A 21,179-nucleotide genomic window follows, 5' to 3' on the forward strand; every position below is an offset into this window, starting at 1 on the left:
GTCCGGCGGGCCGTACCGGGGGGCCCGCGTCAGGCCAGGGGGCGCGCCGTCACGACGCGGACCGCGTCTTGGCCGCCGCCGGTCGGCAGGATGCGGACTTCTGCCTGGTCGCTGATCTCGGCCTGGACGATGCCGGTGGCGTCCTCGTAGACGGGGTGCCCGCCCGGTCCCGTCCGGCTGATGCGGCTCACCTCCACCCGGTCCTCGCCGGCGTCCGTCCCGCCGGAGAAGACCAGCTCGTAGCGCTGCGGGGGCCCGGCCGGGGCGTTGGCCTCCTCGACCCGTGCCGGGTCGCTCGGTGCGGAGCTCGTTCCCGTGCCCGTCCGGGAGGGGACGCCGGGAGGGCGGCCGTGGTCGTCGGCGGTGCCGCCCTGGTTCTGGAGCAGGGGCGGACGTACGGGTGACGGGTCGCTCGGGGGTGTGCCTTCGGCTGCCTTGCTCATCGCCTGTCCAGTGTGTTCGAGGATGTCGCCGCTGGGGCCGGGCCCGGGGGAGGAGACCGAAGGGCGGGTGCAGGGTGGCCCGTCGGATCGCAGGTACCTCGGGCGCCGGCCCCGGGCGCGGCGGGCGGCCGGGGGGTGTCATGACCGGCTTCGTCGCCGTTGCCCCGTCGGCCCTCCGGCCATGCGGGCCGACGGGAATCCGTGACCGGTGGGAGGTCGTCCCGTGCTCCTCCAGCGTCCCACGGCCCCCGCTGCGGCGGCACGGCGTGTGGCCGGCGGGAGACGCCGGGGCCCCGCGGAGGTGCCGCGGGGCCCAGGACGCCTCGGCATCAGTCGGTGCGGAAGGCGTGCAGGATCGTCACCTCGGCCGCGTTGCCCGCGCTGTCGACGACCTTGCCGCGCAGCGAGACGTGCCCGCCGGCCGGCGGGGTCTGCACGGTCAGCGCGCCGTCCCGGACCGGCAGGACCCGCCAGGTGCGGCCGGCGTCGTACGAGACCGAGACGGTCAGGGACTTCAGGCCCCGGCCGGCCGCCGGGCCCTGGACGGTGACCGGTACCCGCATGGGGTGCCCGCCGTTGACGGTGCCGTCCGGCCGCACCTCCGGGGTGAACCGCACGAGGGAGGCGGGGATCCGCACCGGCGCGGCCGCCGAGGCGCGGCGGGAGCGGAACCACCAGGTCGCGCTCACCTGCGTGGAGGTCCGGGTGACGCTCCCGGGCCGGGCGGTGGAGGTGACCAGCTCGTACGCGGCGTCCCCGGCGGGCACGGTGAAGGGCGTGGCGTCCCGGAGCTCGGCGGACCGGGTGCCGATCACGGCGCCGTTGCGGTAGAGCGTGGTCCGGCCCCGGGCGAAGAGGTCGGTGCCGAGGTGCCCGGCGCCGTCCGCGAGCAGCGGCACGGTGCCCCGGATCGTGTTCCCCGACCGGGACAGGCCCAGCCCGGCCCCGGCGGACACGCGCGGGCCCACCACGGCCGTGCCGAACCGCTCCCGGTAGGTGCGGCCGCCCTGGTAGGCGCGCTCAGCGGTGTACGTGCCCTCCTCGGCGTAGCCGCTCCCGTGCACCCCGAAGCGGGTCGCGGACAGCTGCCACCTGGCGCCGTCCACCGCGGACAGGTACATCCGGACCGAGCTGGGCAGGGGGAGCCAGGCTGCGGAGGAGGTCCCGCCGAGCCCGCCGGGCAGCTTGCCGAGGGCGCTGACGGAGCCCTCCTTGGCGGCGCCCGAGGTGCCGTGGTCGACGAGGACGGTGGCCAGGTCGGCCGGCTTCATGTGCCGGGTGTAGCCGGTGGCCGGGCGGCGCACCGGCCCGCCGAGCACGGTGTGGTACTCGTCCGCGCCGTCCTTCCAGTGCGCCTCCCACTGCTGGAAGACGTGGGTGCCGGCGGCCGGCCCGGGCCCCTGGCCGCGGGTGCGCAGCCGGGCGGTGGAGTCCAGCCACCAGCCGAAGACGTACCCCAGGTCGCCCTTGCGGACCTGGTAGACCGGAGCGGCGAACTCCTGGGCGGCGGTGCCGGACGGCACGGTCATGTCCACCGGCTCGGTGGTGCGGGCGTCGACGGTCACGCGGGTGGCACGGCTGACGTCGAGCCGTGACTGGGAGATCCAGTCGATCATCGACCCGGGGCGGGCCGGGTCCATCACCAGGCGGGAGTCGAGCACGTAGCTGCCCTTGGGCACGCGCAGCGTCTCGGAGCGGGAGTTCTCGTGGTTCTCGAAGCGCCGGTCGGCGGCGGGTCCGGTCAGGCCCCGCAGGACGGTGTAGTAGGCCTTGGCGTGCTTGCCGTCGCGGCCGAGGTGGTGGACGGTCAGGGCGTACGACTCGACCTCGCGCTCGGCGATGAGCGCGGTCCGGACCTGCTGTCCGGCGCCGGCGGCCAGGGCCTGGGCGGTGTAGCGGCCGTTGACCGGGCCGCCCAGCCGGGTGTCGAGGGTGAGCGCGACCGAGGCGGTGCCGTGGGCGGGGACGGTGACGCTCGGTGCGGCGAAGGCGAGGAAGCCGGCCGGGGCGGGCCTGCCGTCGGGACCGGTGGCGGCCACGGACAGCTTCAGGGTGACCGGTGCGGCGCCCAGGTTCCGGTAGGTGACCGTGCGGGACACCGGGGTGTCGTCCGCGTGCGGCCACTGGCCGCCGGTGAGGGCCAGCGAGAGCGGTTCGGCGATCACGCTCTGCCGGATCGCCCGGTCCACCGCGATCCGGCCGCTGCCCTGCTGGTAGGCGCTGTAGCGGCCGGGTACGGCGGAACCGGCGAGGACGCCCTTGAGCTGGGCGCCGGTCCAGGTCGGGTGCTGCTGCTTGAGCAGGGCGGCGGCACCCGCCGCGTGCGGGGTCGCCATGGAGGTGCCGGAGAGGCCGAGGTAGCCGTCCGGGTGCTCGCCGAACCGACGGGCGAGCACGCTGCCGGGGGCGGCCGCCGCGGTGATGTCCACGCCCGGTGCGGTGACGTCCGGCTTGACGGCCCCGCCGCCGAGGCGTGGTCCGGTGCCGGAGAAGTCGGCGAGCGCGTCCGCGCCGTCGACGGCTCCCACGGTGAGGGCGGCGGCCGCGCTGCCGGGGGAGTCGATGGAGCCGGGACCGGAGCGCCCGCCGTTGCCGGCGGCGACGGTGAAGAGCACGCCCTTGGTGGCGGAGAGCTTGTCCACCGCGGCTTCGATCGGGTCGGTTCCGGGTGAATCGGGGCCGCCGAGGCTGAGGTTGACGATCTGAGCGCCCTGCGCGACGGCCCATTCGATGCCGGCCAGGATGCCGGAGTCGTCACCGGCGCCGGAGTCGTCGAGGACCTTGCCGTTGAGCAGTTGGGCCCCCGGGGCGACGCCCTGGTACTTCCCGCCGGACCTGGCGCCGGTGCCCGCGGCTATGGAGGCGACGTGGGTGCCGTGGCCGAAGCGGTCCGCGGTGCTGCCGGAGTGGGCGAAGTCGCGGGCGGCGACGACCTTTCCGGCCAGGTCGGGGTGGGTGCCGTCGATCCCGGTGTCCAGCACCGCGATCTTCACGCCCTTGCCGTCGTACCCGGCGGCCCACGCCTTGTCCGCGCCGATCTGGCGGGTGCTCCGGTCGAGGGTGGCGGTGCGGACGCCGTCGAGCCAGACCGCGGCGATGCCGGGCGCGGCGGACCGGCCGGTGCTGCCGGCCGCCCCGACGGTGAGCTCCTTCCACAGGGTCGCGGCCTTGGCCGGGTCCACCGTGACCGACTCCGCGTCGAGCGTGCGGTACGTCCGCTGCACGCGCGCGGCGCCGCCGGCGCGCAGCGCGGACCGGGCGGCCGGGGCGGACCCCTCGTAGCGGACGATCAGTTGCAGCCGGTCGCCGCGGGCCCTGCGGTACTCGGGCCGGGTGAGTGCGGTCAGGTCGAACAGCCGGGGGTCGAGCCGGCCGGAGTCGATCAGCGGCTGCGCGTCGAGCGGGACGAAGCTGGTCCGGCCCCGGTCGCTGCGCAGGGCGACCGGGATCCCCTTGCGGCCCTCGGCCGGTACCAAGCCCACGGGCCGGCCACCGGCGTCGACCGTGACCCGGTCCCCGGTGACCAGGGTCAGCTCGGTGACCCCGGCCGCCCGGCCGACGCCCGCCGGAGCGCCCCCGGCCGCCACGGCCACCGGCGAGGTCAGCCCCGCCGCCAGCGCGAGCGCGGCGAGCGCGGCCGATGGGACCGACCTGGATCTGTGAACGGAAGGTGTACGCACGTCGATTCCCCCTGAATGACAAGCGACGACCCGCAGGAAGAAGCCGACACCGCGGGTTGCCCGAAGTATCGACGCGCATCTGACGACCCTTCAATGACCGTTCCGCAACAGCTGGATGAGCGTTTGTGACGGCGGGCGGGCCGGAGCCGCCCGCCCGGGCGGCCCTACAGCCCCATCTCCTTGAGGAGGTCGTCGACCGCCTTCGACCACGGCTTCTTCTCCGCCAGTTCGACGCGAAGCTTCTCGGCGGCCTCGAACCGCGCCGCGCTGTCGGTCAGCATGCCGTCGATCATCCGGGCCCAGGTGTCGGTGTCGGCTTCGGTGTCGCCGGTCATCGGCACCACCCACGTCGCCGCCCGCTCGTCGTCGAGCGTGTCCCGCAACAGGGCCCCCAGCCCGCTGGCCTCGCTCACCAGCACGGGGGTGCCGGCCTTGATGGCCTCCTGCCCCACCAGACCGAAGCCCTCGGCACGGGAGGGCATGACGAGCAGGCTCGACCGGTAGAGGTCGTCCTCCAGCTCCTCGGGCTCCGTGGTGAACGGGCGCAGCACGATGCGCAGCCGCCCGTTGCCCGCCCAGGCCTCCAGCTCCTTCTTCTGGGCGACCGCCACCTCCTCGGGCACGCCCCGCACCACGAGTTCGATGTCGCGCTGCCCCTTGTCGCGGCGCCAGCCGGCGACGATCCCGCAGGCCGCCGCGGCGATGTCGAGTCCCTTGAGGTACGAGTCCTCGGTGCGCCCCATCAGCAGGACGGTGAGCGGCGTCCCGTTCGGGACCCTGCGCAGGCTGCGTTCGGTGAGGTCGAAGCCGGGGTCGAACTGCAGCGGTGCGACGTCCTTGGGCTTGGTGAAGTACCCGTCGAAGAGGCCGTGCAGCCGGGGCCCGACGGCGACCAGCCGGTCCGCGCCACGCCCGAGTCTCACCTCGATGTTCTTCCGGTGGGTGGCGTTCTTCATCGCGTCGTCCTGCCGGTCGAGCTTGAGCCATTCGGTCTCGTCCGGGTCCATGTGCACGAAGTGCAGCGTCTTCGGCTTCGCCTGCCCGAAGACCTCCGCCTGGACCTGGGCCACCGGCCCCGTGATGCGGCCGTGTCCGATCACCAGGTCGGGGACCACCCCCTCGGGGAGTTCCAGCGGGCGCATCATGCTGGCCATCTCGTCCGCCCCGGGGACGAGCCGGCACGGCAGGACCATCACCCCGGCGGCCTGGGCCGCGGCCACCTCGGCCGGGTCGGCCCGGGCGACCAGGCACAGCACGCGGACCCGCAACTGCGTGAGCGCGAGGCAGAACTCCCGGTTGAAGGTGCTCAGCCCGCCGTGCGCGGACGCCCACTCGGTGGCGACGACCAGGACGGTGCACCGGAACCCGGCGGGTTCCTCCCGCCGGGGCTCCGGATGCGGCGCCGGCGAGAGGAGATGGGCGGCGAAGGCCTCGGAGAACAGCCGGACCGCATCGCCCTCGCGCCGGAACACGCCCTTGTTGACCAGGTCCTGGACGTCCTCGGCGGCCAAGGCCGCCGGCTGACCGCCGCCGGCCACCGCGCGCAGCAGCTCGGCGCCCCGGCCGGCCAGATCGAGGTCGATCTCCTCGACGAGCCGGTCGAAGTACGCCTGGAAGGCGTCCCGTTCCAGGTCATGGGCCGCCGCCACGTCGACCGTGCCCGTCGCCTGGTACTCCGCCACCACCCGCCGGCACAGCACGCCCAGGAGGTACGGGTGGTTCCCAGCGCGGGCCAGCAGCTCCGGCCGCACCGCCCGGAGGTCGACGCCCACGGCCGTCGCCCGGTCGAGCAGCGCGGACACCTCCTCGCCCGTCAGCAGACCGAGGTGGCAGCGGGCGGAGATGACCCCGTCCAGACGTGACCCGCCGGCCGCGTCCTCCTCGATCTCGAAGACGGAACGGCGCGAGACCGTCACCAGACCCATGGAGTACCGCGGCTCGCTGATCAGCGAGCGCAGCAGCTGGTAGCCGGAGAGGTCGACCAGCACCCAGGGCGCGCGGTCGAACTCGTCCAGCACCAGCAGGACGTGCACCCCGCCCGCCCGGACCGCCGCGAAGTAGCTGGTGACCGCGTTCTGCAGGTCGTACCAGCCGAGCGCGTTGCGCACGGTGGCATCCAGCCGGTCCAGGTCGGGGAGGCCCGGGAACCGCGCGGTGACCTCGCTGGTGAGGGCGCGGAACAGCCCGAAGACCGAGACCAGTTCGACCACGGAGAGCCGGACCACCGCCAGGTCCGGCCGGTCGAGCCGGCGCAGGGCCTGCTCGACCACCGTGGTCTTGCCGGACCGGAGCTGGCCGAGGAGGCTGAGGTTGCGCGGCCGGCCGCCGTCCCGCCATACGGCCTCGACCTCGCCGACCGGTTCGGTCCGCTCGACGAAGCCGTCGCCGTCCGGCGGGCCGCCCGCGCTGTCGTACGGGTTCGCAGGGCTCACGGGCATCCTTCCGGGGCCGGGCAGTACCGCCGCAGCCACTCCTCGAACAGACCGACGACGAACTCGTACCGGTCACCGACCGGCCGGACCACCTCACGCAGGACCAGGTGATCCAGCAGCCCGGCCGGCAACTCCCCCTCGTGGCAGTGCCGGATCTGCCACGGCGACGCGGGCCCGTCCGTACACGCCCGGGCCACGGCGCCCAGGGCGGCCTTCAGCTCCGCCTCGGTCCAGCGCCCGTCACCGGCGTCGGGCGACTCCAGCCCGTCGAAGTCGCTCCGCCGCATCCGGTCCAGCAAATGCCGGGTCACCTGGCGCACATCGGCGTCCGTGGCCGTGGTGGCCCGCTCCTTGTTCATGTGCCGGACCAGTTCGTAGCAGATCTTCTGGGTGTAGAAGGGGTTCCCGCCGGCGAGGCGGAGGATCTCGGCGACGGCCCGGTCGTGGTGCCGGCTGACCGGGCCCTCGGGGGTGTCGCGGAGTACCGGCTGCTCGATGAGCGCCCGGGCGTCGGCCGCGGCCAGGCAGGTGACCCGTTCCAGTCCGAAGACGCCGAAGGCGTTCGGGTCCTCCTCGATCAGCCGCTCCAGCCGGGTCTGCCCCACCAGCACCAGGTGGAACAGCCGTCGTTCCACGATGGCCTTGAACGTCTGCATGAAGGACGGGGGCAGCACACCCTCGCGGATCCACTGGTCCATGTACTGGAACTCGTCGATCACCACCACCCACGGCGGGCTGTCCGGCCGGGCGGTCCGGTACTTCTGGAAGAGGCGGGCGCAGTCCGCGACCGGGTCCGGGCTCTCGATCAGCGCCTTGCGGTCGAAACCCGCGGGAATCAGCCGCGGCCCGTCCCGGACGGTGTCGTCGGCGCCCTGGACGATCCGCCACAGCAGGCTGCCGAGCACGGTCGCCTGGTCGCCCGCGGCCCCTCGCCCGGGGGCCAGCGAGCCCAGGTTGTCCACGTCCACGACCGGGAGGCCGTCGAGCTCCGAGAGCCGCCGCATCAGCTCCACGCCGATCGAGGACTTGCCGGTGCGCTTCTGGCCGAAGATCGCGATGCCCGCTCCGGGCGCGGAGGCGCCGCGCAAGGTGGCGCGCACCTTGTCGATCAGCTCCTCCCGGCCGAAGAGCATGGCCGGGTCGTCCAGCGGATTGCCGGTGTTGCCGGCCGCGTAGGGGTTGGGATCGACGGGCCGGTGGCCCCGGTCGACGGCGAAGGTCAGCCGGGCCTGGCGGAGGACGGCGCCGCCGTCCCGCGACCGGTACCGGAACGCCACCCGCACCTCGACCTCGTCGAGGTCCTGCGCGGCCTCGGTGAGGCACAGGCGCAGCAGCACCGTCGTCGCGGCACCGCCGGGCACGGGCGCGGGCACCTCCGTCCACGCGTCCCCGGCGGGCTCGAGGACCGCCGGATCCCCCGACGCGACCAGCGCGGCCTGCTCGACGGGGGCGCTGCGCTCGTCGTCGTTCGCCACCTCGACCGGCACGGTGAGGGTCCGGCCCACGATCCGTCCGACGGGCAGGGCCGCTCCGATCCGGGGCCGCGGCGGGAACTGCCGGACCAGCCGCGCCCGGGCCTCCCGGACCACCTCCTCGATCCGTGCCGCAGCGGGCTCGGCCACCTGCACGGACAGCTCGGTCGGGGCGCCGCGCACCGCGGCCCGGACCATCTCCGCCTGCCGGGCCGCGGCCCGCAGCGCCTTCTCCCGCTCGTCGAAGGGAGTGCGGTGCAGGAAGTCGTCCAGGTGGTCCAGCGCACGGGCGAGCCGGTCCAGACCGGACGCCCCGGCCTGCGGATCGGCCTCCCGCTCGGCCACCAGCTCCCGCGCGCGCAGCAGGGACGGGGGCGCCAGCTCCAGGCGCACCAGGGCGCCGAGCTCGTACAACGCCTCGCGGCGGGCGCGGTGCCATGCGTCCACGGCCGCGTCCCAGCCGGTGACGCTCGCCGCCCCGAGCACATCGGTGCCGAGGGCGTCCGCGATGCCGCGGACCAGCTCCGCGTCCCCAGGCAGGGCGCCGACGACCCGCCGGGCGGCTTCGCGGTGTGCGGCGACCAGGGGGAGCAGCAACGGGAACGCGGCCGCCCCGGCCTCCCGGCAGGAGGCGCGCAACGCATCGGCGAACGCGTCGGGGCGCCGGGCGTCGGCGGCGGAGCCGAGGTACGCGAGGCAGGCCGTCTCCAGGTCGGTGAGGCTCAGCCGGTCCGGGTCCAGGAGGCGCAGCGCGGCCAGGGCCAGGTCCCGGGAGGAGGCCAGGCTCTTGCCCCGAAGGGCATGGGCGAGACAGACGAGGCCCTTGAAGCGGTAGCCTCCCGCCGACCTGTGGTCGGCCCGCTCGGTGGCGAGGACGGCGGCCGAGAAGAAGGCGGTGGCATCCGCCTCGGTGGACTCGTGCACGGCACGGGACCGCGTCCGCGCCAGGAGCGCGTCGATCTCCTCCCTGCTCACCGGCCGGTCGCGGTCGGCCCCGTCCAGCAGTGCCGTCGCGGGCGCCGAGTACGCTTTCTCCACGAACGCGGTGAAGGCGTCCGACGGGACCTCGCGGCCGGGACGCGGCTGCGGCCGCGACAGCTGGGCCCGCAGCTCCGGCTCGACCCGCGGACTGACCTCGGCGCAGTCCCGGGCCAGTTGCAGCACCTCGTCCGTGCCGTGCCGCAGGCACGCCTCGATGAACCGGCTCGCGTCCGCCGAGGCGGCCCAGGCGAGGATGATCTCGCGCCACCGGGGATCGGTCATGTGCTGGATGAGGAGCCGCACGGAGCCCTGGGCCCGGATCTGCTCGGCGGCGAGGTATTCCAGGAAGCCGCGGTGGGCGAAGGAGTACACACCGCCGGCCGGTTCGACCAGGACGCCCTCCTCCACCATCAGGTGCAGGAACTCCACCGGGTGCAGGGGAGCCGTGTTGCGCAGGACGCCTTCGATCGCCCGGACGCACCACGACTCGGGGGCCGTGTCGACACCGCGTTCAGCCATGCTCAGGGCGAGCACCTGGATGACCGGCAGCTTCTGCTCGGACGAGAGGCCGGGAACGCCGGACCCCGACGGCCGGGCGTCCTCCAGTTGATGCCGTAGTAACTCTCCATACACGATCGCGGGGTTGAGTGGCCTGCCGGTCTTCTCGTTGAGGCGCACCAGCATCGCCAGCAGCAGGGGGTTGCGCGCCGGCTCCGGCATGTCCAGCCATGCGCGCAGCGCAGCCCGGTCCAGATGGGGCAGTCGGAGCAGCAGGTACTCGGTGACCTGGCCGTCGGTGGGAGGCTCCACATACAGGACCCTCCCACCGACCCCGGGGAGCCACCGGGCCGGCAGCTCCCGGGAGGTGACCAGGAAGGTGTTGCGCGGATAGCGCATCACTTGTTCCGTGAGCCAGGCCGACATCTGCTGGCGTCGTCTGTGGTCCAGTTCGTCCAACGCATCCAGGAGGACGAGGCACCCTCCCCGTTGCAGACGGCCCTCGAGCCACCGGCTCCAGGCGTCGCCCTCGGTCTGGCCCAGAGTGGCCCCGACCACGTCCACGAGCGTGGTCCGCGGATCGGAGTCGATGCCCGGGGCGCAGTCCCGTAACCTCAGCAGGACGGGCAGGTCTCCCGCGGACTTCGGTTCCCGCTCCGCGGCCCGCGCCGCGAGCCTCCCGAGCAGGAAGGTCTTGCCGGTGCCCGGGCCGCCGATCAAGGTGATCACGGAGGGTGCCCGTTCCTCCAGGGCCGACATGACCGGTCGCCGTCCCTCCCCTCTCACTCCGGGCTCCGTGACGTCCATGCTCAGCAACACCTGGTCACGCGAAGGGTGTCCGGACGCGCGGCTCCCCGAGCTGGATGCCTCCTGGCCGTAGAGGCGCACGCTCTGCTCCTGGACGCGCAGCAGGTACGGCCACTCGAAGTCGGCGTCCCGCCGTCTGGCGCGCACGGCGCCGGTGAGAATGAAACCGACCGCCCCGGTGGCCGCGGCGAGGGCCGGGGCGACCGGGCCCCCGACCGCCCATCCGGCGGCGACGGCGGCGAAGCCGCTCGCGATCGAGCTCAGCCCCTGCAACCCGACGAGCAGCCGATCCTTGCCCGCGCGCCTGCCCGCCATACCGCCCCCGACATCCGCCGTCCAGGCCGCGAGAACGGCCAGGTCCTTCATACCGGTTGCACGGGCCGACGGGGGCACAATCCCCGGACCGGGACGACGGAACACGGCGGCCGGCCGGCTTGGGCAGCCGAGGCGTGGGGGAGACGGCCCGGAAACGCAGAAGGGCAGGGAGAGTGATCTCCCGGCCCTCTTCAACGTATAGCGCAGTGGGGGGCTTGTGGCAAGGCCCCCGTCGCGGCGCACAATCGTCGGCCTCAGGGCATTCCGCCACGGTCTGCGCCGATCCGGCGCCGGCGGGCGGGGTGCCTCTCAACCGGCGTCCGAGAAGTGGGTAGCGAGTGTTCGAGCAGTACGTGGTGGACCTGGCCGAGAGCGACGAGACGCAGATCGCGCGGGTCGGCGGGAAGGGCGCGCACCTGGGCGCCCTGGCGCGGATCGAGGGCGTCGGCGTGCCGGACGGCTTCTGCGTGACGACGGACGCCTTCCGGCGCGTCGTCGCGGGCGCCCCCGCGCTCGGCGGCCTGCTCGACCGGCTCGCCGGGCTCGACCCGGACGACCGGGACGCGCTCCGCACGCTCAGCGCAGAGATCCGGCGGACCGTCGAGGACATCGAGCTTCCGGAGGAGGTCGCGGCGGCGGTCACCGCAGGGCTCGCCCGGCTCGGCACCGGCACCCCGTGCGCCGTGCGGTCCAGCGCGACCGCCGAGGACCTGCCGACCGCCTCCTTCGCCGGCCAGCAGGACACGTACCTGAACGTCGTGGGGCCGGCCGAGGTCCTGCGGCACGTCAGCCGCTGCTGGGCCTCGCTGTTCACGGAGCGCGCCGTCACCTACCGCCGGCGCAACGGCATCGACGACCGTGCGGTCCAGATGGCCGTGGTCGTGCAGCGGATGGTCCTCCCGCACGCGTCCGGCATCCTTTTCACCGCCGACCCCGTCTCGGGCAACCGGAAGGTCGCCACCGTCGACGCCGGCTTCGGCCTCGGCGAGGCCCTGGTCTCCGGCCTGGTCGACCCGGACGTGTTCGCGGTGCGCGAGGACCGGATCGTCTCCCGCACCATCGCCGCCAAGCAGCGGGCCGTGCGGCCCCTGCCCGGCGGCGGGACGGAAGAGGTCGAACTCGGCGCGGCGGAGCGGGAGCGGCCCGCGCTGACGGACCCGCAGGTCCTGGACCTCGTACGGCTCGGCCGGCGCATCGAGGCGCACTTCGGCCGCCCGCAGGACATCGAATGGTGCCTGGATCCCGAGGCCGGCTTCCGGATCGTGCAGAGCCGCCCGATCACCACGCTCTTCCCCGTCCCCGCTGCGGCCGACGAGGACAACCACGTCTACGTCTCGGTCGCCCACCAGCAGATGATGACGGACGCCATGAAGCCCCTCGGGTCCTCGATGTGGCAGATGACGGCCATGGTGCCGATGCACGAGGCCGGCGGCCGACTGTTCGTCGACGTGACCGCGCGCCTCGCCGCCCCCGCGAGCCGCGCCGGCCTCCTGGACATCGTGGGCAAGGGCGATCCGCTGGTCAGGGACGCCCTGGAGACCGTCCTCGAACGGGGCGACTTCGTGCCCTCGCTCCCGGACCCGGCGGGCGGCGCCGGTCCGGCGGCCGGGGCGGGAGCCGGCGGTGCGCCCGCGTCGGTCGACACCGACCCGGCCGTGGTCGGCGAGCTGATCGAGCGCAGCCGGGCCTCCGTCGCGGAGCTGGCGCGCGAGGTGCGGGCCAGGAGCGGACCGGAGCTGTTCGACTACCTGGAAGAGGCCTTCGAAGAGCACCGTCGGGTGCTCGGCGACCCCCTGAACATGCGGGCGATCATGGCCGGTATGGAGGCCACCTGGTGGCTCAACGACCGGCTCGAGGAGTGGCTGGGGGAGAAGAACGCCGCCGACACCCTCACCCTGTCCGCCCCCGGCAACATCACCTCGCAGATGGGGCTGGACCTGCTCGACGTCGCCGACGCGGTCCGCCCGCACCCGCACCTGGTCGCCTTCCTCCAGGACGTCCACGACCGGGGCGTCGAGGACGCCGGCTTCCTCGACGGACTCGGCGAGCTCCCCGACGGGCCCGGCGTCCGCAAGGCCGTCGAGGAGTACCTGGACCGGTACGGCATGCGCTGCGTCGGCGAGATCGACATCACCCGGCCGCGCTGGCAGGAGCGGCCCGGCGCCCTGGTACCCGTGATCCTCGACAACGTCCGCAACGCCGAGCCCGGCGCCGCCGCCCGCCGCTTCGACGACGGACGCCGCCGGGCGCAGGCCAAGGCGCAGGAGGTACTGGAGCGCCTGCGCGCCCTGCCGGACGGGGACCGCAAGGCCGAGGAGACCGAGCGGATGATCGACACGGTCCGCGCCTTCATCGGCTACCGCGAATACCCCAAGTACGGGATCATCAGCCGCTACTCCCTCTACAAGGAGGCCCTGCTCGGGGAGGCCGCACGCCTCGTCGGGACCGGGGTGCTGGCCGAGCGGGACGACGTCTACTACCTCACCTACCCGGAGCTGCGCGACCTGGTCCGGACCGCCCCGTCCGGGGCCGGGGACCGGGCCGCGCTCGCCGCCCGGCTCGGCGAGCTGATCCGGCGGCGCAAGGACGACTTCCGTGCGTACGAAGCGCTCACCCCGCCCCGGGTGCTGACCTCGGAGGGCGAAGCGCTCAGCGGTGCGTACCGGCGCGGGGACGTACCCGAGGGAGCGCTGACCGGTCTGCCGGTCTCGGTGGGGACCGTGGAGGGGCGGGCCCGGGTCGTCCTCGACATCGCGGACGCCGATCTGGAGGCCGGGGACATCCTGGTGACGACCTTCACCGACCCCAGCTGGTCGCCCCTCTTCGTCGGCGCCGCGGCCCTGGTGACGGAGGTCGGCGGCCTGATGACCCACGGAGCGGTGATCGCCCGCGAGTACGGCCTCCCGGCAGTGGTCGGGGTGGCCGGCGCCACCCGCCTGATCCACGACGGCCGGCGCATCCGCGTCCACGGCACCGGCGGCTACGTCGAGCTCCTGGACTGAACGGGCCGATCGGCCCGGGCCGGCCGGAGGGCCGGCCCGGGCCTGGGGGGGGAGCGGCCGGTCAGCCGCGGCGGAAGTTGATGGAGCGGTTGTTGTTGCGGGTGTTGGGCAGCAGGCTGATCCCGCTCCGGGGGCGGACCGTGTCCCAGGCGCCGCGGTAGCCGAGGCTGTAGAAGATGGTCGCCTCGTAGCCCTCGTACCAGTTGTAGGCGGAGGCGGCGTTGTTCGCCGCCTGCTGGCCGCCGCCGGCGCCGTTGTCGCAGAAGTACAGCGCGCGGTCGGGAGCGGCGGTGACGTCGATGGACTTCATGTCGTAGATGTTGTGGCCGACGTTGACCCAGGCGCCCTTGTAGTCGGGGCTGTAGTAGAAGCGGAAGCGGAAGTCCTCGGAGTGCTCGGCGCACTTCTCCATCGAGAGCGTGGTGTCGTCGCCGTTGGAGTTGAGGTCGATGGTCGGGTTGGACTCGGCGTGGGCGATGCCGCCCGTGGCGACCGTGGTGGCGGCCAGCAGGGCCGTGACGGCGGCGGTGCGCAGGCGGCGGCGGGTGGACGAGGGGACGAGCGAGATCTTCACGGTGACTCCTTGGTGAGTGGTGACTGACAGGTACGGGACGGGGACGTCGGACGGGTCAGGGCCGGGCGAGGACGGCACGGGCCTTGTGCACGACTGCGTCGAGCGCGCGGCGGTCCGCCGCCAGTTCTCCGGCGTGGTCGGCGATGGACCGCCGCTGGGCGGCCGCCTCCGCCGTGTGCCAGGTCTCGGCGACCCGGTGGGCGACGCGGCAGTCGATGTCGGCGACCGCGGTGGCGATCTCCTTGGCGGACGGTCCCTGGGGACGCGGGCGGAACTGCGGGTCGTCGTTGGCGGCCATGGGCGCCGGATACGTGAACCCCTTGGCCCGCATGCAGGCGGACCAGCGGGCGAAGACGGCCTTCACGGCCGGTGCGGCCATCGACTGCGGGTACGAGGAGTTGGTCAGGCGCTGCACCAGCGGGGAGACGCCCCGGGTGTCGCTGCCGAGCGTGCGGCGGGCCTCTCCGAGACAGCCGCCCGCCGGCACCTTCCGCCCGGCCACCCGCCCCCGGCGGGCCTCCGGACCGGCCTGCGCCAGGAGTTCCGGCGGGGCGTCGGTGCCGGCCAGGGCGATCTGGGCGTCGGGCGCCAGGCCGGGCCGCTGCTCCTCCGCCCGCAGGGCGGCGTCGTAGCGCGCCTGCTGGCGCGGGTCCACTTGATACCCGTACGCAGCGGCCGCGGCCCGGTCGTGGATGCCGTACCGCCAGTCGAGCAGGTTCCGGGGGCCGATGGGCGGGAGCTCCGCCGGCGGTCGCCAGGCGACGCCGAAGCCGGCGAGGCAGCGTTCGACGAGGGTCGTCTCGGCGTCGGTGATCGTACGGTCCTGTTCCGCAGTGGGGCGGTAGGCCTGCATCGGCAGGGTCCAGGTCGAGGGGTCCGCCCGCTGAGGGGCGACCGCGACCGGGTCGGCGGCACCGGCGAGGGGCGCGGTGCTCACCGGCCGGCCGGCGGAGCAGCCGGCCGCGGCCAGGACGGCCACGGCGGCCACTGCCGCGAATGCCGGCGCTCGGCGGGGGAATCGGGTCATGGGGAGTGCTCCTGGTACGAGGGGCTGGGAGGCCGCCCCGGAGAGTGGCGAGCCGAAACCTAACAAGGCACCGGGCCCCGCCGGATGCGCTCACGGGGCCCGTCCCGGTGCCTTCCCGGAGCCCATGGGGCGGGTGGGAAAGCGGTGGGGGGTCGGCGCCCAGGAAGCGCCGGGACGCCCTGTTGAGCCTGCGGTGAGGCGCTGCGGGGCGTCCCGGCGCGGCAGCGGGTACCGGCGGTCGGATCTGGCCGTCCCACCACGGCGCGGGGTGTCCCGAAGCCTCCGCGGGGTGTCCCGACCGGCGTCCCGTCCTGTCGGGACGGTGACCGGGCTCGCCACCGCGGCGGGATTCCGGCCGGGTGCCGGCCCCGGCCCTCGGGAGGAGGGCCGGGGCCGTGGGGTGGTGGAGGTGACGGGTCAGTAGCCCATCAGGGCCAGGGTGTCCTGGAGGACGTCCGCGTAGATGCGGGCACCCTCGATCTTCGGGTGGAAGGACTGGGCGGACGAGCCGGCCTTGACCAGGTCCGTGTCCACGAGTGCGTCGTCGCTCTCGACGAGGTCGGTGACCAGGCCGTGGATCGACTCGGGGCTGCCGCAGATGGCCTTGCCTGCGAACCGGTTCTTGGGGTTGGCGAAGCGGACCTGCACGCCCTGGGCCTTCACCTCGTCGGCGGCCGCCTGCATCTCGTTGAGCAGGACGTCGCCGATCGAGTTCAGCCAGTCCGTGTTCACGTAGCTCATCGCGACGCACGAACCGTGGTTCTCCAGCATCGGCGGGTAGCCCATCAGCACGATCTGCGCCTTCGGAGCGCGCAGGTGGATCGCGTTGAGCGTCTTGACGATCTGCGGGTGCACCAGGTTCTTGATCCGGTCCGGCACGTAGACCCGGAGGTCGTCCGAGACCTGATCCGTCTTCGTGCCGTCCACGCCCACCACCTTCACGCGGCTGTACGGGCAGTTCCCGCTGATGTAGCAGGCGGCGAAGATGTCCGTGAAGCCGGTGTCGTTGCCCCCGATGGAGATGGTCACCAAGGTGGTGTTCTGATCGAGGTAGCCCAGGTCCAGCTGGGGCAGCTCGCCGTACTCCGACCTGCCGAACCGTGCGTCGTCCGCCTTGTTGAGCACGTTGTACGTGCGGGCGCCGGAGCAGGCGATGAGGTGGTAGTCCATCGACGGGGCGTAGCCGTCGGCCAGCGCGCCGATGGAGCTGCTCATCCCGGGCACGGTGGCCTGACGGGACCACGCCTTGGTGGAGCGGTGGCAGGCGTCGCGGGTGGAGGGAACGCCGGGAGTGGCGGGGGCGGTGTTGTCGCGGTAGTTGGTCTCCTTGTAGTAGTCGGCGCCGCCGGACACGGAAGCCCCTTCACCCGAGGAGAAGGAGTCGCCCATCGCCACGATCTGGTGGGCCGGCTTGCCGGGCAGGGGCAGGAAGGCGACCGCGTCCCAGGCCACGTCCTCGGTACCGGTCCCGTCCGGGGTGTGCGTGCTCAGGGACACCGCGGGGGTGCCGGTGAAGTGGAAGGAGCCGATGTCGACCCAGCGGTTCTCGCGGGTGCGCTGCGGGGCGACCCGGGCCGGGCTCGTGGAGTCGGTGTTGTCGACGACGTAGCGGGCCTGGCGGGTGTGCGCGCCGTGGTCGGGCATGTGGACCAGGACCCGGGCCCAGCCGCTGCCGGGGATGTTCTGGTTCAGGGTCCAGGTGCCCTTGATGTTGAGCCGGGCGCCGGTGGCGGTGTTGAGGTCGCGGGTGTGGGAGAACCAGAAGTGGTTGCCGTAGCCGGCGCCGATCTGGTGGAGGTCCATCTTGCCCGGGTACTGGCCCAGGTCGTTGACGAAGTCGAACCGGAAGGTTCCGTTCGAGGTGATGGTGCCGCAGCTCCGTGCGTCCGAACCGGCCGGACGCACCGCGTTGGGCACGTCGTCGACGATCAGGGCGTTCGACGGCAGGCCCGGCTGGCAGCGCGGCGGGTACGCGTTCTCGTCGTCCGGCTCCTTGTAGTTGTCGTTGTCGAAGCGGTGCACGGCGTTGCCGCACAGGTTCTGGTCGCAGTTCTTCCACTGGACGGCGTGGTGGTGCCAGCAGTGCAGGTCCGCGCGGTTGCAGGGGCCGAGGCCCGGCTCGTTCTTGGCGTCGTCACTGATCTTGTCCGGGTTGCACTCGTTGGTGGCGTCGCAGAACATCGCCTCCGAGGGCTTCAGGCCCGCGGTGCGCTCGGTGGTGTTCGTCCACCAGGCGGCGCGGTAACCGGGGCCCATCGAGCCGGGCTTGGTCATGGCGGACAGCGGTCGCGCCGCCCAGCCCATCACCTTCTCCTGGTAGGGCCAGTCCTGCGGGTGCGAGGCGTGCGAGTAGTCGTCGGCGCCGTTCGCGGACTCGAGGAACGGGGTGCGGTTGGCCTTCCAGAGCGGGTTGGCCGGGTTGTTGGTCCACCCCACGCCCCAGGTGCCGGCGTTCTTGGCCGCGTCCGCCTGCGGGTAGAAGCCGGCGTTGTAGGCCCACAGGGCGAAGAACCAGTTCTCGATGTACTTCGGCTTGCCGTTGTTGACGACCAGGCCGGCGTCGCGGGTCTGGTTCCACTTCTCGGCCAGCTTGTCGGCGCCCGCGGCGAGGTTCGCCGCGTAGTCCAGCGCGGCGGCCTCCTGCTGGGTGGTGCTCAGGGCCTCCTGCTCGTGGCCGGGCAGCCGCATGCCGTCGGTGATCTGGGTGATGCCGTAACCGCAGTCCGCGTAGCTCCAGTTGATGGCCCACGGGTCGGTCTGGGTGCCGTTCGCCGCGTACTTGATGCCGTAGTAGTTGCCGATCAGCGGGTTCGCCGTCACGCCCGGTACGGCGTAGCGGGTGGCCTGCCACATGTTCGACTCCTGGGCGGTGATGCCCAGCAGGATCTGTGCCGGGATGTGCCACTCATCGGCCTTGTCCGGGTGGCCGTTGGGGTCGCCGCTCAGCGCACGGAGCGGGAAGAGGCTCTGCGGGTGGTAGCCCGCCATGCCGGTGCTCTTCCAGTTCGGCTCACGCGGGGTCCACTTGTCCAGGCCGCCGATCACGGCCTGGTCGACCGCCCACTCCACCTGGCGGGGCGTGGGCTGGAAGGCCTGCTTGCGCACGTCGCCGCGGGGCACGGCGCAGACGCGCTCCACCTCGACCGGGTCGTTCGGCGAGGAGTAGGAGCCCTTGCCCTTCGGCGCCGGACTCCGCACCGCGCCGGCCACCCGCAGGGCGGGGGTGAGGGACCGTCCCTCGGCGAGCCGGGCCGCCGACACGGGCGCCTCACCGGGGGTGGCCGACAGCTCCACGCTCCGGCCGGTGGACAGCACCCGCACCTCGGTGACCACGGTGCGCTCGGTGGTGGCCTGGTCCGGGCGGACCGGGGTGTCCTTGCCCCGGGCCCAGCGGGTGCTGACCGCCGCCCGGGCGCGCAGGCTCAGCCGGGCGTCCTTGCGCAGGGTGCCGGGGTTGTGCAGATGGGCCGGGAGCCTGCCCTCCGTGCGGGCCTTGCCGGTGACGAACACCTCGCCGGAGGCGGATCCCGCCAGGTCCAGTTCGGCGAGCCGGCCGGTGGCGACCCGCCGCGGCGCCGGCCGCCTGCCGGAGCCCGCGGAGCGGACCGTGCCCGCGTCCACGTACCCGACCTCGCCCTGCGGGACGGCGGTCCGGGCGGCGCCGGACCGGGCGGCACCCGAGGCGGCGCTCACCGGCCGCGCGGCCCGTGCCTGGTCGAGGAAGGCGATGCCGCCGGAGGCGTCCTTGGTGATCTGGAAGGGGGTCCGGTCGGTCCGGGCGATGCGGCGCCGGGTGCCGTCCTTGCCGATGCGGACGAGCTGGGCGCCGTCGGCCGCGACCAACTGCCCGTTGCCGTACGGGATGGCGGAGGTGATCTGGCCCCTGAGCTTGAGCGGCTTGCCGGCCTTGCCGGCGGTCGCGTCCACGGTCACCAGGCGGGTGGCGTTCTCCTTCTGGCCGTCGTCGGTGAACTGGGACAGCACCGCCTCCTCGCCCTCGCCGCAGCCGGGGGAGAAGTACGAAAGGCTCGCCTGCACCGGCAGTTTGGTGACCTTGCCGGTGGCCAGCTCCACCACGGCGGTGAAGGCCCCGCGGCTCATCAGGTCAGGCTTGTTGGTGAACGTACGGGGCGCGTACGCCACCACGACCCGGCGCCCCGACTCGGTGGCGCAGGCGTTGCCGATCCAGGCGTCGGTGTCGAATCCCGGCTCCAGCAGGGTGGCCGCGGTCTTCCACCGGTAGCCGGCCCCGGCGTCCGCGACCAGCACGTGGAAGCCGGCGGCGTCACCGGAGGTGGTCCACGCCCGGTCCGAGGCGCTGCCGATCACCCCGCGGCGAGCGGCGGCGGGGACCTCCGCCGGATGGGTGTCGGCGGGCTGCGCCGTGGCGCCGGGTGCGGGGCGGGGGACGGCCGGCAGCGGACCGGCCTGCGCGGGCAGGGCCAGCGGCACGGCGATCGCCGCCGAGGCCAGCGCCACGGCCATCGCCGAGCGTCGTCTTCTGTCTGGTCTCAAGGTCCTTCTCTTCTGTGAGGTGTCGCCCCGGGGTCGGCGCGCACCGACGCGGGCCGGTGCACGGACGGCCGCACGGGGCGTTGCAGGAGGGGGCGTTGACGGGGAGGGGCGCCGGCGGTCAGGGCCGCACGGGCAGGAGTCGGCGGGACGAGGGTCCGCAGCCGGCGGGTTGAAATCTAGGCCCGGCCGGGGCCGTCGAAAGCGGTGTTCCGTCTCGGGGACGTCCCGGGCAGCGCGGGACGGGAGGGCCCCGTCGCGCCCGAGACGGCTTCTCCCACCGCCCGGGACGCACGGATTCCGGGGCGGCGGGGCACGATCCCGCACCGTCCGGGACGAGGATGGGCCCGGCGTTCCCGGGACGTCCTGGAGAAGGGCCGGGACGCCGAGACACCGTCACGCCGCCCGTGTGTGCCCGCCCGGCAGGCACGGCAACCGGCGCACGTGCGCCGGCAGTCCTGAAGGGCTGCCCGTCGCCGGCGGGGCTCCCGGGCCCCAGCCCCTCAGCGCAGGGTGTGCAGCGCCCGGCCCATCAGGGCGATGCCCTCCTCCGTCTCGGCGGCCGGCCCGGCGGCGTAGCCGAGGACCAGGCCGGGCGGCCCGGGGGCCACCCGGTGCCAGGAGAGGGGGTGGGCCTTGACCCCGAGGGCCAGGGCGCTCTCGGCGAGGGCGGTGTCCGGGAAGTCCGCGCCGTCGAAGGTGACCGTCAGGTGCAGGCCCGCCGCGGCGCCGTGCACCCGGGCGCCGGGGAGGTGGCGGGCGATCGCGCCGAGCATGGCGTCCCGGCGGCGGCGGTGCCGGCGGCGCAGGAAGCGCAGGTGGCGCTCCAGCTCGCCGGAGTCCATCAGCCGGGCGAGCACGAGCTGGGCCAGGACCGGGTTCCCGAGGTCGGCGTGCCGCTTGGCCTCCACGACCTGGTCGCGTAGCCGGCCCGGGACCAGCAGCCAGCCCAACCGCAGTGCGGGCGCCAGGAGTTTGGAGACGCTGCCCGCGTAGGCGACGGACTCGGGGGCCAGGGCGCGCAGCGCGGGCACCGGGGCGCGGTCGTAGCGGTGTTCGGCGTCGTAGTCGTCCTCCACGACGAGCCCGCCGTCGGCCGCCCAGGCCAGCAGCTCCCGGCGGCGCTCGCCGTCGAGCACCACCCCGGTGGGGAACTGGTGCGCCGGGGTCAGCAGCACCGCACGGGCACCACTGGCCCGCAGCGCGGCCACGTCGAGCCCGGCCGCGTCCACCGGCACCCCCACGGTCTCGAGCCCGCCGTGCTCCAACTGCTGCCGGGCGCCGAGCGAGCCGGGGTCCTCCACCGCCACCCGGTGCACGCCCGCGCCGGGCAGCACACCGGCGAGCAGCCACAGGGCCTGGGCGACCCCGGCGACGACGACCACCTCGCCCGGGTCGGCGCGCACGCCCCGGTTGCGGGCCAGCCAGCCGGCGAC

Annotated in this window: 9 protein-coding genes; 1 reads left to right on the plus strand and 8 read right to left on the minus strand. The window is 74.0% G+C overall.

Going from position 1 to position 21,179, the window contains the following annotated elements; genetic code table 11:
* Positions 1 to 29: 29 nt before the first annotated feature.
* The 4 genes from AB0O40_RS28240 to AB0O40_RS28255 form a co-directional block, all read right to left on the minus strand.
* The gene (locus tag AB0O40_RS28240) at positions 30 to 443 is read right to left on the minus strand and encodes a DUF6296 family protein (protein WP_365047570.1); all 414 of its coding nucleotides are present in this window, start codon (positions 441 to 443) and stop codon (positions 30 to 32) included.
* 329 nt (positions 444 to 772) lie between these two features.
* Entirely contained in the window at positions 773 to 4,123 is a 3,351-nt protein-coding gene (locus AB0O40_RS28245; protein WP_365047572.1) for a S8 family serine peptidase, read from the minus strand.
* A gap of 164 nt (positions 4,124 to 4,287) precedes the next feature.
* Complete coding sequence (locus tag AB0O40_RS28250; protein WP_365047575.1) at positions 4,288 to 6,555, minus strand: glycosyltransferase; 2,268 nt, start codon at positions 6,553 to 6,555, stop codon at positions 4,288 to 4,290.
* Positions 6,552 to 10,628 (minus strand): NACHT domain-containing protein, encoded by a 4,077-nt coding sequence (locus AB0O40_RS28255; RefSeq protein WP_365047578.1) that lies wholly within the window; start codon positions 10,626 to 10,628, stop codon positions 6,552 to 6,554. The genes AB0O40_RS28250 and AB0O40_RS28255 overlap by 4 nt, the downstream gene beginning before the upstream one ends.
* A gap of 338 nt (positions 10,629 to 10,966) precedes the next feature.
* On the opposite strand from AB0O40_RS28255, the gene rph reads away from it, so the two are divergent.
* Positions 10,967 to 13,630: a rifamycin-inactivating phosphotransferase gene (gene rph, locus AB0O40_RS28260; protein ID WP_365047581.1), complete on the plus strand. Its 2,664-nt coding sequence runs from the start codon at positions 10,967 to 10,969 to the stop codon at positions 13,628 to 13,630.
* Between the two features lie 61 nt (positions 13,631 to 13,691).
* Here rph and AB0O40_RS28265 read toward each other — a convergent pair whose 3' ends face one another.
* The 4 genes from AB0O40_RS28265 to AB0O40_RS28280 form a co-directional block, all read right to left on the minus strand.
* Positions 13,692 to 14,204 carry a hypothetical protein gene (locus tag AB0O40_RS28265; RefSeq protein ID WP_365047583.1) on the minus strand — a complete coding sequence of 171 codons (513 nt, stop codon included), beginning with the start codon at positions 14,202 to 14,204 and terminating at the stop codon, positions 13,692 to 13,694.
* Positions 14,205 to 14,259: 55 nt separating this feature from the next.
* The gene (locus AB0O40_RS28270) at positions 14,260 to 15,231 is read right to left on the minus strand and encodes a hypothetical protein (protein WP_365047586.1); all 972 of its coding nucleotides are present in this window, start codon (positions 15,229 to 15,231) and stop codon (positions 14,260 to 14,262) included.
* Between the two features lie 417 nt (positions 15,232 to 15,648).
* A complete protein-coding gene (locus AB0O40_RS28275) occupies positions 15,649 to 19,746 on the minus strand; it encodes a NocE (protein ID WP_365047588.1) in 4,098 nt (1,365 codons plus the stop codon).
* Positions 19,747 to 20,246: 500 nt separating this feature from the next.
* The coding region (locus AB0O40_RS28280; RefSeq protein ID WP_365047591.1) for a PLP-dependent aminotransferase family protein at positions 20,247 to 21,179 on the minus strand (933 nt) is incomplete at its 5' end.

Source organism: Streptomyces sp. NPDC089919 (genome assembly GCF_040684615.1).
In the GTDB taxonomy this organism is placed as follows: Bacteria; Actinomycetota; Actinomycetes; order Streptomycetales; family Streptomycetaceae; genus Streptomyces.